At 72.5% G+C, this 16,412-nt stretch carries 17 protein-coding genes and 1 tRNA gene; 9 read left to right on the top strand and 9 right to left on the bottom strand.

Annotated features, from left to right (window positions below):
* Positions 1-70: 70 nt before the first annotated feature.
* The 3 genes from AB0A97_RS09485 to AB0A97_RS09495 form a co-directional block, all read right to left on the bottom strand.
* Positions 71-1,057, bottom strand: coding sequence for a hypothetical protein (locus tag AB0A97_RS09485; RefSeq protein ID WP_359307506.1), 987 nt, complete (start codon positions 1,055-1,057; stop codon positions 71-73).
* Positions 1,058-1,741: 684 nt separating this feature from the next.
* Positions 1,742-2,149 (bottom strand): mycothiol system anti-sigma-R factor, encoded by a 408-nt coding sequence (rsrA, locus tag AB0A97_RS09490; RefSeq protein ID WP_361146819.1) that lies wholly within the window; start codon positions 2,147-2,149, stop codon positions 1,742-1,744.
* Positions 2,146-2,844 carry a sigma-70 family RNA polymerase sigma factor gene (locus tag AB0A97_RS09495; RefSeq protein WP_361147378.1) on the bottom strand — a complete coding sequence of 233 codons (699 nt, stop codon included), beginning with the start codon at positions 2,842-2,844 and terminating at the stop codon, positions 2,146-2,148. Before AB0A97_RS09495 ends, rsrA begins: the two co-directional genes overlap by 4 nt.
* Positions 2,845-3,189: 345 nt before the next feature.
* Between AB0A97_RS09495 and AB0A97_RS09500 the strand changes: the two genes are divergently transcribed.
* Positions 3,190-3,786, top strand: a complete 597-nt coding sequence (locus AB0A97_RS09500; protein WP_361146821.1) for an XRE family transcriptional regulator — start codon at positions 3,190-3,192, stop codon at positions 3,784-3,786.
* A 66-nt stretch (positions 3,787-3,852) separates the two neighbouring features.
* Here AB0A97_RS09500 and AB0A97_RS09505 read toward each other — a convergent pair whose 3' ends face one another.
* Both AB0A97_RS09505 and AB0A97_RS09510 read right to left on the bottom strand, forming a co-directional pair.
* Entirely contained in the window at positions 3,853-4,479 is a 627-nt protein-coding gene (locus tag AB0A97_RS09505) for an alpha/beta family hydrolase (RefSeq protein ID WP_361146824.1), read from the bottom strand.
* 180 nt (positions 4,480-4,659) lie between these two features.
* Complete coding sequence (locus AB0A97_RS09510; RefSeq protein ID WP_361146826.1) at positions 4,660-5,478, bottom strand: SOS response-associated peptidase; 819 nt, start codon at positions 5,476-5,478, stop codon at positions 4,660-4,662.
* Positions 5,479-5,513: 35 nt separating this feature from the next.
* Between AB0A97_RS09510 and AB0A97_RS09515 the strand changes: the two genes are divergently transcribed.
* The 4 genes from AB0A97_RS09515 (at position 5,514) to AB0A97_RS09530 (ending at position 9,290) form a co-directional block, all read left to right on the top strand.
* A complete protein-coding gene (locus tag AB0A97_RS09515) occupies positions 5,514-6,227 on the top strand; it encodes a M50 family metallopeptidase (protein ID WP_361146829.1) in 714 nt (237 codons plus the stop codon).
* Positions 6,228-6,487: 260 nt separating this feature from the next.
* Positions 6,488-7,855: a 3-phosphoshikimate 1-carboxyvinyltransferase gene (gene aroA / locus AB0A97_RS09520; protein ID WP_361146832.1), complete on the top strand. Its 1,368-nt coding sequence runs from the start codon at positions 6,488-6,490 to the stop codon at positions 7,853-7,855.
* A gap of 13 nt (positions 7,856-7,868) precedes the next feature.
* Entirely contained in the window at positions 7,869-8,876 is a 1,008-nt protein-coding gene (rsgA, locus tag AB0A97_RS09525; RefSeq protein WP_361146834.1) for a ribosome small subunit-dependent GTPase A, read from the top strand.
* A gap of 90 nt (positions 8,877-8,966) precedes the next feature.
* On the top strand, positions 8,967-9,290 hold the full coding sequence (locus AB0A97_RS09530; protein WP_030022114.1) for a multidrug efflux SMR transporter: 324 nt from the start codon (positions 8,967-8,969) through the stop codon (positions 9,288-9,290).
* A 33-nt stretch (positions 9,291-9,323) separates the two neighbouring features.
* On the opposite strand, the gene AB0A97_RS09535 is transcribed toward AB0A97_RS09530, so the two are convergent.
* A complete protein-coding gene (locus AB0A97_RS09535; protein ID WP_361146837.1) occupies positions 9,324-9,974 on the bottom strand; it encodes a TetR/AcrR family transcriptional regulator in 651 nt (216 codons plus the stop codon).
* Between the two features lie 141 nt (positions 9,975-10,115).
* Here AB0A97_RS09535 and hisN point away from each other — a divergent pair, with 141 nt between their 5' ends.
* Together hisN and AB0A97_RS09545 are read left to right on the top strand one after the other, a co-directional pair.
* Entirely contained in the window at positions 10,116-10,919 is an 804-nt protein-coding gene (gene hisN / locus AB0A97_RS09540) for a histidinol-phosphatase (protein ID WP_125054351.1), read from the top strand.
* A gap of 190 nt (positions 10,920-11,109) precedes the next feature.
* Complete coding sequence (locus AB0A97_RS09545) at positions 11,110-11,523, top strand: CBS domain-containing protein (RefSeq protein WP_361147381.1); 414 nt, start codon at positions 11,110-11,112, stop codon at positions 11,521-11,523.
* 253 nt (positions 11,524-11,776) lie between these two features.
* On the opposite strand, the gene AB0A97_RS09550 is transcribed toward AB0A97_RS09545, so the two are convergent.
* On the bottom strand, positions 11,777-13,258 hold the full coding sequence (locus AB0A97_RS09550; RefSeq protein ID WP_361146840.1) for a catalase: 1,482 nt from the start codon (positions 13,256-13,258) through the stop codon (positions 11,777-11,779).
* 138 nt (positions 13,259-13,396) lie between these two features.
* On the opposite strand from AB0A97_RS09550, the gene AB0A97_RS09555 reads away from it, so the two are divergent.
* Both AB0A97_RS09555 and AB0A97_RS09560 read left to right on the top strand, forming a co-directional pair.
* Positions 13,397-13,816: a Fur family transcriptional regulator gene (locus AB0A97_RS09555; protein ID WP_361146843.1), complete on the top strand. Its 420-nt coding sequence runs from the start codon at positions 13,397-13,399 to the stop codon at positions 13,814-13,816.
* A 169-nt stretch (positions 13,817-13,985) separates the two neighbouring features.
* The gene (locus AB0A97_RS09560; RefSeq protein ID WP_361146846.1) at positions 13,986-14,180 is read left to right on the top strand and encodes a hypothetical protein; all 195 of its coding nucleotides are present in this window, start codon (positions 13,986-13,988) and stop codon (positions 14,178-14,180) included.
* A 63-nt stretch (positions 14,181-14,243) separates the two neighbouring features.
* On the opposite strand, the gene AB0A97_RS09565 is transcribed toward AB0A97_RS09560, so the two are convergent.
* Positions 14,244-14,317, bottom strand: a tRNA-Met gene (locus AB0A97_RS09565).
* A gap of 122 nt (positions 14,318-14,439) precedes the next feature.
* A complete protein-coding gene (locus tag AB0A97_RS09570; RefSeq protein ID WP_361146849.1) occupies positions 14,440-16,302 on the bottom strand; it encodes a tetratricopeptide repeat protein in 1,863 nt (620 codons plus the stop codon).
* Positions 16,303-16,412: the final 110 nt, after the last annotated feature.

Below are 16,412 nucleotides of genomic sequence, written 5' to 3' on the forward strand. Positions count from 1 at the left end.
CCGGGCGCGTGCTGGACGCCGGGCGCCGGTACGGGCGGTGCCCCGCCCCGGTCCGCGCGGCCTCAGGTTGTCAGCAGACCTCTTCGAGGTCCCGCCACTCACGCGTGTCCGGGCTGTCCGCGACCCAGCCGTCCAGCAGGCCGCGCACCAGCCCGGCGGGGGCCGCGATGCCGCACTCGCGCTCCGGCACCCACAGTGAGCCGGAGCCCGCCGTACGGTGGCCCAGCGGCCCCGGGTGGCCCGGTTCGCTGTGGTCGTGCGGGTCCAGGTGCTCGCCCTCGCCCTCGTCGCTGGGCATCCGGCTCTCCGAGCACGTACGGCACAGCAGGCGTACGGACGACGACCAGTCCTCGGCGGCGAAGCCCGCGTCGGCGGCCAGCCGCTCCAGGGCGTCCCGGTCGGCCTCCGTGGCGGCCTCCAGGAGCACCACCCAGGTGGGGACCGGGGAGGGCGCCCACAGCTCGATCTCGTCGAACACCGGGAAGGACGGGCCGGCCGCGGTCGTCCGCTCGCCGTTCGGCACGCCGTCGTGCAGCACCACCTCGCCCCAGCGCCGCCCGGAGGACGGCAGCGGGATGGAGAGCACCTCGATCCGGGCCGGGTCCAGCCGGCGGCCCCAGACCACCTCGGCCTCGCCCTCGGGCGAGAGGCGCACCGCGGCGCTGCCCAGCTCCATGCCGACCGGCTCGGCGGACGGCGCCCCCTCGCCGGGGACCTTCAGGCCGTAGGCCTGCCAGGCCCGCCGGGCCAGCGGCCAGTCCTGCAGGGCGGTGGCGGCGATACCCACGTTCCACCAGTCGGGGGCGCCGGCCTCGCGGTCCAGCAGGGCGACCGCGCGCAGTCCGGCGGCGCGCGCCTGCTCCCAGTCGTGCCGGAACTTGTGCAGCAGCGCGAGGTTGAACCAGGACTCCGACAGCCACGGCTCCATGTCGGCCGCCCGCGTCAGCAGCGCGCCCGCGTCCTCGTAACGGCCGTCACCGATCAGCGTGAAAGCGCGGTCGGTCGCCTGCCGCCACGAGGCGGAGGGCCGGTGCCGTACCTTGCCGAAGATCTTCACGATTCCCGCCTGCTGGTTGCTTCCTGAATGCCGCCCCGGACGGAGGCCGGGGCCGTTCGAGGGCCTACTCGACAACCTGCCACAGATTGCCGCCGGGCTCAGCCCGGTTGCCGCGCCGCCCGCGGCCCGCCGCCGTCCCCCTCACCGGCTCCTTGCCTTTCGCCGACCCCCTGAATCCCCGTTCGTGGGGGTTCCTTCGCATCCAACCATGCCCATCTCCGGGGCCGCTCATTACCCATCGGTTCCATGACCTTGCGCGGGCCTTTGCGGGGATCTGTACGTGGATCTGTAGCTGGAGCAGAGAGATCCGCAGATGCCTGTAGGCGGATCGGTAAGCAGGTCTGCAAGCAGGTCTGTAAGTGGATCTGCCGACAGATCCGTACAAGCTCGTACATGGATCCGTCCCGGAACGGAGCGGCAAGGAGCGGTGCGGAGCCGTGCGGGAGTCCGGGAGCGGGGCCCTCCCGGCCCGGGCGGCTCTGCCGGGGAGGCCGCCGAGGCGTGCGCCAGGGCATACGGGACGGCGGTCTGCCGTACGGGAACGACGGTCCGGTACAGGGAAGTTGATCCCCGGGCGCAGCCGGTGGGCGGCGGAGCCGCGACGGCCCGGCGGTGACCGGGCGGATCAGTGGATCGGGCGGGACGAAGCGTCCCGCCCCTCACCCCTTGGGGTGATACGCCGCGCTATTCGGCCCGCGCGGTCTCACCACGCGCGTCGAGCGTGGTGTCCGGACCGGGCCCGGACGCCTGCTCGGGGGCCTTGGCGGCCGCGGCGGCGCGGGCCGCCGCCTGCTCCTGCTTGGCCTGTTCGAGCACGCTCTGCTCGGGCACGGCCTCGCCCGCGCGGATCAGGTCGATCCGGCCCATCACCTTCGACCGCAGGTCGACCGGGACGTCGTCGTGGCCGCAGCAACGCTTGACGAGCTTCTTGACGGCCTGCTCCAGCCCGTACTTCTCCAGGCAGGGCGAGCATTCGTCGAAGTGCTCCTGGAACTTCTCGCACTCACCGGCCGGCATCTCCCGGTCGAGGTACTCGTACAGGTGGTCGAGGACCTCTGAGCAGTCCTTCTCGTGCGGCTCTCCGCAGCTCATGATCCCGAGCCTTTCCGATCGTGCGACTGCGACGACTGCGCGGACGCAGCGCCTGCCCCGGCGGGGACCAGCCCACGCTCACGGGCGTAATCCTCCAGCATGCCGCGCAGTTGGCGCCGGCCGCGGTGCAGACGGGACATCACCGTGCCGATGGGTGTACCCATGATGTCGGCGATCTCCTTGTACGCAAAGCCCTCGACGTCCGCGAGATAGACCGCGATACGGAACTCCTCCGGGATGGCCTGGAGCGCGGCCTTCACGTCGGAGTCGGGCAGGTGGTCCAGCGCCTGGGACTCCGCGGACCGCAGCCCCGTGGACATGTGCGACTCGGCGCGCGCAAGCTGCCAGTCCTCGATCTCCTCGGCGGCACTGCGCTGAGGTTCGCGCTGCTTCTTGCGGTAGGAGTTGATGAAGGTGTTCGTGAGGATGCGGTACAGCCACGCCTTGAGGTTCGTTCCCTCACGGAACTGGTGGAAGGACGCGTACGCCTTCGCATACGTCTCCTGAACCAGGTCCTCCGCATCGGCCGGGTTGCGCGTCATGCGCAGCGCGGCCGAATACATCTGGTCCAGGAAGGTGAGCGCGTCCCGCTCGAAGCGCGCGTTGCGCTCGGCGTCCGTCTCCCGCTTCCCCTGGCCAGCGTGCTCCTCTGCCGTGCCGTCGGTCCCTGCGTCGGTACCGCTGACCGGACCCACCTCCTCCAACACCGTGACGGATCCGGACGCGGACCCGCTCGATTCGGAGAATAGACGACGATCCGGTATCGCCGCCGCTCCAGCCATGGCGGCCTGGGCGCCCCTCAGCGTTGACCACTGCAGGTCAGCGGCCTGCGGGCGGGCTGGGCAAGCGATTCCCATGCGGCGGACTCCACTTCCTCGAAGATTCCCTCAGCGTTCCTACAACCGGCACAACAGCCGCACCCCGCACGTCATTCCCGCCCTGCGGAGCCGTCCCGTGAGCAGGGCCACGGAGCCCCCGGGGCCGGACCGGACGGACCGGACGACCTTGACAAAACCGCTTGCCGCTTCAGCAATGAAGAGATGGACGACAAGACGTACGAACGGGTGCTGACGAACGTGGGGCCGCGGCTGCGGCGGCTGCGGCAGGACAGAGGGGTCACGCTCACCGCCCTCTCGGAGACGACGGGCATCTCGGTGAGCACCCTCTCCCGCCTCGAATCGGGCGGCCGCAAAGCCACGCTCGAACTGCTGCTGCCGCTCGCCCAGGCGCATCAGGTGCCGCTGGACGAGCTGGTCGGCGCGCCCGAGGTGGGCGATCCGCGGGTGCGCGCGGTGCCGCAGCGCAGGGCGCACATGACGTTCGTGCCGCTGACCCGGCAGCCCGGCGGACTCCAGGCGTACAAGATGATCATCGATCCGGTGGCGGGCGAGCCCGACCTGCGCACCCATGAGGGCTACGAGTGGCTGTACGTGCTCTCCGGGCGGCTGCGGCTGCTGCTCGCGGACCGGGACGTGGTGCTGCGGTCCGGCGAGGCGGCGGAGTTCGACACCCGGCTGCCGCACTGGTTCGGTCCGGCGGGCGGCGAACCGGTGGAGGTGCTCAGCCTCTTCGGGCGGCAGGGGGAGCGGATGCACGTACGTGCCCGGCCGCGCGGCCGGGACAGGGAGGAGCACTGAAGGGGGACCGGCAGGAGCGCGGGGGTCGCGCGCGAGGGGGCGTCGGCCGCCGCCGGTCCCCGCCCGTCAGGCGAACAGTCCGTCCAGCCACTCCCCCGCCGCGTCCGTGATCACGGCCATCGCCGCCGGCTCGTCGAGGTCCGCCTTCTTCGGCACGGCGAAACCGTGGTCCCCGTACGGCACCTCGACGACGCGGGTGCCCTCCGGGAACTCCGCCGGCCGCCCGAACGGGTCCCGGCCGCCCTGCACCACCAGCGTCGGCAGCCCGGCCCCGGTCAGCTCGTCCGCGCGCGACTTCTCCGGCTTGCCCGGCGGGTGCAGCGGAAAGCTCAACGCCAGTACGCCGTGCGCGCCCAGACCGCGCGCCGTGCGGCACGCCACGCGCGCCCCGGCGCTGCGCCCGCCGGCCACGACCGGCAGGCCGGGCTTCTCCAGGGCGGGCCAGAGTGCGGTCCAGGCGGTGTCCAGCGTCTTGGGGGACGGCGCCAGCTTCTTGCCGGCCACCCGCCACGGCTGCTCGACCAGCGCCACGGTGTAGCCGCGCGCGGGCAGCTCCGCCGCGAGCGCGCGCAGGTCGCGTGCTTCGATGCCGCCGCCGGCGCCGTGGCCGACGGCGAGGACGGCCCGCGCGTCCGCCGCCCGGTGCCAGGTGACGCGCGCCTCACCCACAGGGGTCTCAACTGTTTCGCTCACGGGTTCATCCTGCCGCCCTGCCCACCCGGAGCCGTACGGGGGCGCGCGGCGGACCCGCGGGCGTGCGGCGCTGGGCGCGCGCCCGCCCAGCGGCACGGCAGCCCAGGAACACGACAGCCCGGCTGTCCGGCTGTCCGGCTGTCCGGCTGTCCGGCTGTCCGGCTGTCCGGCTGTCCGGCCTCAGAACAGCGTGCCCACCTCCGGCGCCGCCAGCTCCTTGACCAGCTCCGGCCCGTTGTTGCGGACGTTGCTCACTTCAGTGGGGACCGGGTACGCGCGCATCAGCCCGGCGGGGGGCGGCGCGAGCAGCGGCAGCAGGTCGGCCACGTCCGTACGGGCCGGGTCGAGCCAGGCGTCCCACTTGTCGGGCGTCATGACCAGCGGCATGCGGGGATGGATGTCGGCGAGCGTCTGCGGGCCCTCGCCGCCGTCCGCGTTCGCCAGCGGGGTGGTCTCGGCCTCGGTGGTGACGACCGTGCAGGTCACCCACCATGCCTGCGGGTGGTCGTCGGGCAGGGTGCGGTCGCGCCAGAACTCGTAGAGCCCGGCCAGCGCCATCACCTGGCCGTCCGCCGGTGTGACGAAGTACGGCTGCTTGCGGGGCCGCTTCTTCTTGCCCTGCTCCTCCAGTTGCCGTTCGGCCGCGGCGGTGACCCACTCGTAGTAGCCGTCGCCGGGCAGCAGGCAGCGGCGGGCCGCGAACGGCCGCCGGAACGAGGGCTTCTCGTGCACCGTTTCCGCCCGCGCGTTGATCATCTTGACCCCGACATCGGGCGATTTCGCCCAGGACGGGACCAGTCCCCAGGTCAGTCTGCGCAACTGGCGAACCGGACGACGGTCTTCCGCGTCTTTAAGGGGACGTTCGAGCACCGCGTGGACGTTCTTCGTCGGGGCGATGTTCCAGTCGGGCGCCAGGGTCTCTTCCGGCTCCCACTTCTCGACCTCGAAGAGCCCCGCCAGATCCTCGGGGCCGCGACTCGCTGCATACCGTCCGCACATGTATGCCACAGTGCCACGCCACACCAAGGGGAGAGATGGACACCGGTCATATCACCGACGTATGGGACAGGGTTTTCGGCATCCAGCCCGACCCGCCGCCCTGGCTCGTCCTCGTCACCGCGGTGCTCGCCCTCGGCGCCATCGTCCCGTACCGCGCCTGGCGGCTGTCCCGTAACGCCATCACCATCGCCCACGAGGGCGGTCACGGGCTCGTCGCCCTGCTCAGCGGCCGCCGGCTGTCCGGCATCCGGCTGCACTCGGACACCTCGGGGCTGACGGTCTCGCGTGGCAGGCCGACCGGCCTCGGCATGATCCTCACCGCGGCCGCCGGGTACGTCACGCCGTCCCTGCTGGGGCTCCTCGGCGCCTGGCTGCTGGCCTCCGGGCACATCACGGCGCTGCTGTGGGGCGCGGTCGCGCTGCTCGCCGCGATGCTGCTGATGATCCGCAACGCGTACGGCGTGCTGACCGTCGTGCTCTCCGGGGCCGCCTTCTTCCTCGTCTCCTGGCTGACCACTCCCGACGTGCAGGCGGCGTTCGCGTACGCGGTGGTGTGGTTCCTGCTGCTGGGCGGCGTGCGGCCGCCCTTCGAGCTCCAGGGCAAGCGGCGCCGCGGCCGGGCCGGGGACTCCGACCCCGACCAGTTGGCCCGGCTCACCCGGGTACCGGCGGCCGTCTGGCTGGGGCTCTTCCACCTCGTGACGCTGTGCTCGCTGGCCGGCGGCGGCCGGTGGCTGCTGAATCTCTGAGCCGGTACGAGCCGCGCGCGCCCGAGCCCGCCCCGGGCGCGCGCCGAGCGCCGGTGCCCGCCTTCCGGGCGCGGGCCGCGCCCTCGCGCCCGTACGGTACGGGCGGGGCGCCGGTGCCCTCGGGATGCGCCCCGGAGCGCGTCCCCGGGAGCGCGGCGCCGGACAGTGACCCGGCCTGCACTATCAGTGCCGTGTTTCCTGCAGGTTGCGCCACTTTTGATCAAGATCTGCACTCCGGTCCAGCCATTAAAGTGAGGGACATGACCGAGAGCCCCGTGCATCCCGCCCTCTGGCCCGCCCCCGTCGCTGCCGGAGCGGTCGACGCCACCGTCACCGTGCCCGGCTCCAAATCGGTCACCAACCGTGGCCTCGTCCTTGCCGCCCTGTCCTCCGAACCCGGCTGGCTGCGCCGGCCGCTGCGCTCCCGGGACACCCTGCTGATGGCCGAGGCGCTGCGCACGATGGGCGTCGGCATCGAGGAGACCGCCCCCTCCAGCGCCGCCTCGACGGCCGGCGCGGACGGCGGCGGCGGCGAGGCGTGGCGGGTGATCCCGGCCGGCCTGCACGGCCCGGCCACCGTCGACGTCGGCAACGCCGGCACGGTCATGCGCTTCCTGCCCCCGGTCGCGGCCCTGGCCGACGGCGCCATCCGCTTCGACGGCGACCCGCGCTCCTACGAGCGCCCGCTCGACGGCGTGATCAACGCGCTGCGCTCGCTCGGTGCCCGGATCGACGACGACGGCCGCGGCGCGCTGCCCATGACGGTGTTCGGCGGCGGTGCCCTGGAGGGCGGCGCCGTGGAGATCGACGCCTCCTCCTCGTCCCAGTTCGTCAGCGCGCTGCTGCTGTCGGCGCCGCGCTTCAACCAGGGCGTCGAGGTACGGCACGTCGGCTCGGCGCTGCCCTCGATGCCGCACATCCGGATGACCGTCGACATGCTGCGCAGCGTCGGCGCCCAGGTGGACACCCCCGAGTCCGGCGGCGAGGCGAACGTCTGGCGGGTCACCCCCGGCGCCCTGCTGGGCCGGGACCTGATCGTCGAGCCGGACCTGTCCAACGCCCAGCCGTTCCTGGCGGCGGCGCTGGTCACCGGCGGCCGGGTCACCATTCCCGACTGGCCCGAGCGCACCACCCAGCCCGGTGACGCGCTGCGGGAGATCTTCACCGCCATGGGCGGTTCCTGCGAGCTGACCGAGCGCGGTCTGACCTTCTCCGGCACCGGCCGCGTCCAGGGCATCGACGTGGACCTGAGCGAGGTCGGCGAGCTGACCCCCGGCATCGCCGCGGTGGCCGCCCTCGCCGACTCCCCCTCCACCCTGCGCGGCGTCGCCCACCTGCGCCTGCACGAGACCGACCGGCTGGCGGCGCTCACCAAGGAGATCAACGAGCTGGGCGGCGACGTCACGGAGACCGAGGACGGCCTGCACATCCGGCCGCGTCCGCTGCACGGCGGCATCTTCCACACGTACGAGGACCATCGGCTGGCCACCGCCGCGGCGGTCATCGGGCTGGCCGTCCCGGGCGTGCAGGTCGAGAACGTGGCGACGACCGCCAAGACACTCCCCGACTTCCCCGCCCTGTGGACCGGCATGCTCGGCGAGGCCACGGCCCCCGCGCGGAGAGGCTGAGGCTCTTTCGACCATGCGTCGCTACGGCAAGAACCCCGACGAGGACGACATCCGCGTCCGCCCCAACCGCAAGGGCAACCGCCCCCGTACGAACATCCGGCCCAAGCACGAGGACGCCAGCGAGGGCCTGGTCCTGACCGTCGACCGGGGCCGGCTCACCTGCCTCATCGAGGACCGCACGGTCACCGCGATGAAGGCACGCGAACTGGGCCGCAAGTCCGCCGTCGTCGGCGACCGGGTCGCGGTCGTCGGCGACCTGACCGGCGCGAAGGACACCCTGGCGCGGATCGTCCGGGTCGAGCCGCGCAGCTCCACCCTGCGGCGCACGGCGGACGACGACGACCCGTTCGAGCGGGTGGTCGTGGCCAACGCCGACCAGCTCGCGATCGTCACCGCGCTCGCCGACCCGGAGCCGCGGCCGCGGCTGATCGACCGCTGTCTGGTCGCCGCGTACGACGCGGGCCTGGACCCGCTGCTGGTCCTGACCAAGTCCGACCTGGCCTCCCCCGACGCCCTCCTGGAGTCGTACGGCACGATCGGCGTCCCGTACCTCGTCACCAACCGGGACGAACTCACCGACGGCACCGCCGCGGACCGGGTGCGCGAACGGCTGCGCGGGCACATGACCGCGTTCGTCGGGCACTCCGGCGTCGGCAAGACCACGCTCGTCAACGCGCTGGTGCCGGACCGCACACGGGCCACCGGCCACGTCAACGCGGTCACCGGCCGCGGCCGGCACACCACGACCTCCGCCCTCGCGCTGCCGCTGCCCGACGACTCGGGCTGGGTCATCGACACCCCCGGCGTCCGCTCCTTCGGCCTGCACCACGTGGACCCGGCCCGGGTCATTCTCGCCTTCCCCGACCTGGTCCCCGGCACCGCCGACTGCCCGCGCGCGTGCAGCCACGACGAGCCGGACTGCGCCCTGGACCAGTGGGTGGCCGACGGCCACGCGGACCCGGCGCGGCTGTACTCGCTACGCCGTCTGCTGGCCACCCGGGAGCGACGCGAGGGGGACTGATCGCTCAAGTTTGCCTCCCCGCCGTCGAGGTAAATGCATAATCACACCAAGGCTGGCGAAGCGGTCACGGACCGTACGGAGGCAATGGACATGGCGTGGCTGCTCGTCGTGGTGGCAGGGCTCCTGGAGACGGGATTCGCGGTCTGCCTCAAGCTCTCCCACGGCTTCACCCGGCTCTGGCCCACCATCGCCTTCGCCTGCTTCGCCCTCGGCAGCTTCGGCCTGCTCACCCTCTCGCTGAAGAAGCTGGACGTGGGCCCGGCCTACGCGGTGTGGACCGGCATCGGCGCCGCCGGCACCGCGATCTACGGCATGGTCTTCCTCGGCGACCTGGTCTCCACCCTCAAGCTGGTCTCCATCGCCTTCGTCATCGTCGGCGTGATCGGGCTTCAGCTCTCGGGGTCGGCACACTAGTCGTGCTTCTCAGGCTCCGGCCGTGATCGGTGGTCAGGTGCGGTGGGCGGCGTGGGCGAAGGCCCTGTGGAGCTGGCGGGTGAGGTCCTCCGGTTCGGCGGGGGCGACGACGTACGACAGGGTGAGGCGGGCCGCGGTGGCGCAGGCGGTGCCCAGCTCGGGGAGGTTCTCCTTGGGCCAGTCGGCCTCCAGCGCCGCCATCGCGCAGTCGCTGAACCGGCTCACCAGGTCGGTCGGCCCCGGCGGGAGCCCGTCCGCGCGCGCCCCCGGCTGGCTGCTCGCGCCGCCGGGGTACGGTCCGCGCCGTCCCGGTATTCCGCCCGCCGGTGCCGGCAGGCGCTCGCTCCAGCAGCCCGTGAGCGCCGCCCGTACGAGCGGGTTGGTCCGTGCGGCCCGTACGGTCCACGCGGCCGCGGCCACCACCCGGGCCTCCACGTCGCCGCCCGCCCCTCCCGGCCCGGCGCCCGGTTGCGCCAGGGCCCGGGTGACCCCGGCGATGTAGCCCTCCGTCTCCCGCCGCACCAAGGCCCTGGCCAGGCCCTCCTTGCTGCCGAACTCGTTGTAGAGGGTCTGCCGGGACACCCCGGCCTCGGCCGCGACATCGACCATCCGGACGCCCGCCCACGGCCTGGCCGCGAGCGCCGCGTAGGCGGCGTCCAGCAGGGACTCACGCGCTGTAGGCATCGTCGCCTCCCAGGCCGCCGGCCCAGATGGCCGGTGTGCCGCACAGAATTGACTCGCCGCCAGGGGCTGTCAAGGGTCCGTACGCGCCGGGCAACCGGCGTCATGTGGCTCACGCCGGAGACCAGTCGATACTGTTCGCACATGCCCGACTATCACGATGACCTCCGCCTCGGCCACGTCCTGGCGGACGCCGCCGACGCCGCGACCATGGAGCGGTTCAAGGCACTCGACCTCAAGGTCGAGACCAAACCGGACATGACTCCGGTGAGCGAGGCCGACAAGGCGGCCGAGGAACTGATCCGTGGTCATCTGCAGCGCGCCCGTCCGCGCGACGCCGTCCTGGGCGAGGAGTTCGGCAGCGAGGGCTCGGGCCCGCGCCGCTGGATCATCGATCCCATCGACGGCACCAAGAACTATGTGCGCGGGGTGCCGGTCTGGGCCACGCTCATCGCCCTGATGGAGCGCGGCGAGGGCGGCGACCGCCCGGTGGTCGGCGTCGTCTCCGCGCCCGCCCTCAACCGCCGCTGGTGGGCCGCGGAGGGCCTCGGCGCGTACACCGGCCGCAGCCTGACCTCCGCCACCCGGCTCCAGGCTTCGCGGGTGAGCCGCCTCCAGGACGCTTCGTTCGGGTACTCCTCCCTCACCGGCTGGGAGGAGCAGGGCCGCCTGCCGGGGTTCCTCGAACTGTCCCGGGACTGCTGGCGCACCCGTGGCTACGGCGACTTCTGGCCGTACATGATGGTCGCCGAGGGCTCGGTCGACATCTGCGCGGAGCCGGAGCTGTCGCTGTGGGACATGGCGGCCTGCGCCGTCGTCGTGCAGGAGGCGGGCGGCCGGTTCACCGGCCTGGACGGTGTGCCGGGGCCGCACAGCGGAAACGCCGCGGCCTCCAACGGCCTGCTGCACGAGGAGCTGCTCAGCTACATCGGCGACGAGCGCCGCTGAGGCCCCGTCCGTCCTGAACTCGTATACGAACCGGCACCCGGGGGCGTGAGAACGGAAACCGTCCGTTCCGCGCCCCTTGTTGCACCCCCAGGCGCATGTGAACATGAGAACACCGAAGCTTGTGAACTTGTGAATCGATTCGCAAGGTGCACTCCACAAGCGACAAGGGAGGTGGCTCCATTCCATGCCCATGTACGTGCGCAACGCCATGAGCACGGTGGTCCTCACCATCGGGCCCGCCCACACCCTGCGCCAGGCAGCCCGTCTGATGGCGGCGCGGCGCATCGGCGCGGCCGTCGTCCTGGACACCGACACCAGCGGGCTCGGCATCCTCACCGAGCGCGACATCCTCAACTCCCTGGGCGCGGGAGAGGACCCGGACCGGGAGACCGCGCAGGCCCACACGACCTCGGACGTGGTCTTCGCCGCTCCGGAGTGGACGCTCGACGAGGCCGCCGCCGCCATGGTGCACGGCGGCTTCCGGCATCTCATCGTGCTCGACGACCTGGAGCCGGTGGGGATCGTGTCGGTCCGCGACATCATCCGGTGCCGGGCCTCGGTCCCGGAGCCGCGCGAGGAGCGGGTCAGCCCCGTACCGGCATGAAGGGCCTCGAACCGGCGTGAGCAGCCTCGTGCCGACATGAGCGGCCTCGCGTCGGCGTGACCGGCCCTTGCGCCGGCGTGACGGCTTGCGCCCGGTGTCACGGCTTGTGCCGATGTCACGGCTTGTGCCGGTGTCACGGCGCGGGCGTACTTCGGCCGTGCGGCCGGAACGCGGCCGCACACTCCCCGCGCGCACGCGAAGAGGCCGGAGCCCATTGGCGTCCGGCCTCTTCGGTGTTACGGCAAGGGAAGGGTCAGCCGCGCAGGGCCTGGACCGCGGCCTCCAGCCGCTTGCCGTAGTCGGGGTCCGCCTTGCGGAAGTTCTCGATCGCGCGCTGGGCTATGTCGTCGCGCGAGACCTTGGAGATGAAGCCGGCCAGGTTGCCGACCAGACGCTCCTTCTCCTCCTCCGTCATCAGGCGGTACAGGTTGCCGGCCTGCACGAAGTCGTTGTCCTCGGCGTGCGAGGGAGCCTCCGACTCACCGGTCGTGCCGCTCACCGCGATCGGCTGCCACATCGCCCGGCCGGTCTCCACCGGGCCGCCGAAGCTGTTCGGCTCGTAGTTCTTCGCGCCGCCGTGCCGGCCGTCGTAGAGCGCGCCGTCGCGGCCGTGCGAGCGGGCCTCGGTGGCGTGCGGGCGGTTGACCGGCAGGTGGTCGGCGTTGATGCCGACGCGGTAGCGGTGCGCGTCGCCGTACGCGAACAGCCGGCCCTGGAGCATCTTGTCGGGGGACGGGCCGATGCCCGGCACGAAGTGGTGCGGGGAGAAGATCGACTGCTCGACCTCGGCGAAGACGTTCTCCGGGTTGCGGTTGAGCTCCAGCTTGCCGATCTCGATCGGCGGGTAGTCCGCGTGCGGCCAGACCTTGGTCAGGTCGAACGGGTTGAAGCGGTACGTCGCCGCGTCGGCGGCCGGCATGATCTGCACCTGGACGGTCCAGCTCGGGAACTCGCCCCGCTCGATGGCCTCGCGCAGGTCGCGCTGGTGGCTGTCCGGGTCCTCACCGGCGAGCTTGTCGGCCTCCGGCTGGGTCAGGCACTTGATGCCCTGGTCGGTCTTGAAGTGGTACTTGACCCAGAAGACCTCGCCGGCCTCGTTGTTCCACTGGTAGGTGTGCGAGCCGAAGCCGTCCATGTGGCGGTAGGACGCCGGGATGCCGCGGTCACCGAAGAGCCAGGTCACCTGGTGGGTGGACTCGGGCGACAGGCCCCAGAAGTCCCAGACGTTGTCCGCCTCCTGCGAGCCGGTGTACGGGTCGCGCTTCTGGGTGTGGATGAAGTCGGGGAACTTGATGGCGTCCTTGATGAAGAACACCGGCGTGTTGTTGCCGACGAGGTCGTAGTTGCCCTCTTCGGTGTAGAACTTCAGCGCGAAGCCGCGCGGGTCGCGCACCGCGTCGGCGGAGCCGAGGTTGCCGGCGACCGTGGAGAACCGCAGGAACGTCTCGGTCTGCTTGCCGACCTCGGAGAGGAACTTGGCGCGGGTGTACCGCGAGACGTCCGCGGTCAGCGTGAACGTGCCGTAGGCGCCGGCGCCGCGGGCGTGCACCACGCGCTCCGGGATGCGCTCGCGGTTGAAGTGCGCGAGCTTCTCCATCAGGAGCTGGTCCTGGATGAGTCCGGGGCCGCCGATGCCGGCCGTCTCGCTGTTCTGGTTGTCCGCGACCGGTGCCCCGGCCTCCGTGGTCAGCGGTCCGGTGCTGCTCTGTACCGACACGTGCGCCTCCTGAGTCATGAACCTGCCCTTGGCTTGCGCCGAAACCGATCCTACATTGGACAATGTCTAAGTCAAGAAGAACCCGAAACCCGTACCGGATCCGGTGATGGACGAGCCACTGCTACCCTTGCCTTATCTGACTGATAGGTGATTGGCATGAGTGACCTGCTGGAACGACTCCGGGGACGCGGCTGGCGGCTGACCGCGCAGCGACGCGTCGTCGCCGAGGTCCTCGACGGGGACCACGTCCACTACACCGCCGACGAAGTGCACGCGCGGGCGACCGAGCGGCTGCCGGAGATCTCCCGCGCGACCGTGTACAACACGCTCGGTGAGCTGGTCTCGCTCGGCGAGGTGCTGGAGGTCAGCACGGACGGGCGCGCCAAGCGGTACGACCCCAACGCCCACCACGACCACCAGCACCTGGTGTGCTCGCGGTGCGGGACCATAAGGGACGTACACCTGGACAGCGACCCGCTCGCGGCCCTGCCGGTGCCGGAACGCTTCGGCTTCCAGGTCTCCGAGGTGTCGGTGACGTACCGGGGCATCTGCCCGAACTGCCACTCCCACGGCTGACCCGGGCGTCGGCCGTGCCACCGCCGCCGACCCGCCCACGAAAAGAGCCCGCACCGGCCGACGCGGGCTCTTCGGCATGCCAGCCCCTCCCCCGACGCCTCCGGCACACCCCGGTACGGGCGTTTTCGCCCGGCCTGCCGGGGCACCCAGGGCCCAGGAGGTGGTCACCGTGCCCGAGCCCGGCAGCAAGGACTACGACAAGCGCCGCGCCCGGCTCCGCAAGGACGCCGAGAACAGCGGTAACAACGATCAGCAGGCCGACGAGGAAGCCAACGCGATCCTCCAGAACGAGGAGGGCCGACGCAGCCGAGGCCCGCGCACCGAGCGCGGCCGGGGCCCGAAGGGCGAACGCACCGGCGAATGACGCTCCGGACACCCATACGACGAAGGCCCGGATTCCTGGGAATCCGGGCCTTCGTCTTTTCAGTAGCGGGGACAGGATTTGAACCTGCGACCTCTGGGTTATGAGCCCAGCGAGCTACCGAGCTGCTCCACCCCGCGCCGTTGTGTGTCTACTGTAACCGCACCGCGCCGACCAGCGCAAATCACGTTCCGTCGCCTTGGGGCCAGCGGCGCCCGCGGGGCCGTACGGGGCGGGTCCGCGCCACCCCGTACGACGCGCGTCACGCCGTCAGCTCCTCCTGGAGCGCCTCGCGCAGCCGTGCCGCGCGCTCCGCGACCTCCGGCGGTCCCAGTTCCACGGCCCGCCGGCACCATCGGTGCCCCTCGGCGAGTGCGCCGCGCCGGGCGGCGAGCAGGGCCAGACGCAGGGCGGCGCGCCCGTGTCCGTCCTCGGCGGCGCGGGTCCACCACAGGGCGGCCTCGGGCAGGCTGCCCTCCCGGGCCAGCAGCAGGCCGAGGTTGAAGGCGCCGTTGCGGCTGCCCGCCTCGGCCGCGGCGCGGTACCAGCGCGCGGCCTCGACCACATCGCCCCGCGCCGCCGCGAACATGCCAACCCGAACCTGGGCGCGCCGGTGCCCCTGCCGCGCGGCGTGCTCGTACCACCGGGTGCACTCGTCGTCCTGCCGCCGTTCGACGGCGCCGCCGTCGCGGCGGTCCAGCAGGTCGGCGAGGCGGAACGCGGCCTCGGCGCTGCCGCCCTCCGCCGCACGGCGCAGGCTCCGCTCGGCGTCCTCCGTGTCGCCGTCGCGCAGTTGGACGATGGCGACCTGGAGGGCCGCCTCGGTGTGGCCGGCCGCCGCGGCGCGCTCGTACCACTCGTGCGCCATCCGCTCCGCGCCGCGCTCCGCGTACAGGATGCCGAGGTTGAAGGCGGCGTCCACGCTGCCCGCCTCGGCGGCCTTGGAGAACCACGGCTCGGCGCCTGCCGAGTCGCCGCGCTGGAGCAGCATGATGGCGAGCGCGTTGGCGGCCTCGCGGTGTCCGGCGTAGGCGGCACGGCGGTACCACTGCTCGCCACGGCCCTCCCGGCCCTGTTCGGCGCAGAGCAGGCCGATGTTGTACGCGCCGTTCACATCGCCCGCGTCCAGTGCGGCGCGGTACCAGCGTTCGGCGGTCTGCGTCTCGCCGCGGTCGGCGTGCAGCGCGCCCAGCGCGTTGGCGGCGTTGCCGTCGCCGTCCTGGGCGGCGCGGCGCCACCACTCGGCGGCGCTCTCCTCGTCACCCGCGTCACGCAGCAGGAAGCCGAGGGCGCAGGCGGCCCGCGCCTCACCGCCCTTGGCGGCGGTCAGGTACCAGCGGCCGGCCTCCTGGGTGTCCCCGCGCTCCTCCAGGAGCGTGCCCAGGTGCAGTGCGGCGCGACGGTGCCCGCGTGCGGCGGCCTGGCGGTACCACTGCTCGGCCTCGGCGTCCGGGATGCCGTCGCCGCCCAAGGCGTTGGCGCGGTCGTCCAGCAGGCGGGCGAGACGGTACGCGGCTTCGCGGTGCCCCCGCTCGGCGGCGGCCCGGAACCAGCGCTCTGCGCCCACGTCGCCGCGGTGCTCCAGAAGGTCGGCGAGGGCGTACGCGCCGAGGCAGTGCCCCGACTCGGCGGCCTGGCGCAGCCAGTACTCGGCGGCGGGCTCGTCGCCGCGCTCCCGGTAGAAGCGGCCGAGCGCGTGGGCGGCCGCGGCGGATCCGGCGACGGCGGCGACCCGCCACCAGCCCGCCGCCTCGTCCGCGTACCCGCGCTGGTGCAGCAGGACGCCCAGGTTGTTGGCGGCCGCGCGGTCGCCCGCCGCGGTGGCGGAGCGCAGGTGCGGTTCGGCGCCGTCCAGGTCGCCGCGGCGCAGCAGCATCGCGCCCAGCACGCTCATGGCCGCGGTGTCGCCGGCTTCGGCGGCCCGGCGGTGGTGGGCTTCGGTCACGGCTTCGGACGCCTCTGCGGCGGCGTCGGCCTCGATCACGTCCAGCGGCATGTCGGCATCACGCTGGTCCGGAAGCACGGTGTCCCGTCCGTCCGGTGTCCCGGATTCGCGCCCGTCGTCGGGCGCGTGCACAAACCGGCCTGTCTCCAACAACCTTGCCTTGTCCCCCATGAGGGCCATCGTCGCACCACCCGCAACCCGCGTACACCTGGTATACCGCAGCCAGTGAGGTCACTACAGCGTTTTGTCGACTTCCCGATACAGAGACATGCCAAACTCCGTTCTCCTCC

It is taken from the genome of Streptomyces sp. NPDC045470, from assembly GCF_040646595.1.
In the GTDB taxonomy this organism is placed as follows: domain Bacteria; phylum Actinomycetota; class Actinomycetes; order Streptomycetales; family Streptomycetaceae; genus Streptomyces.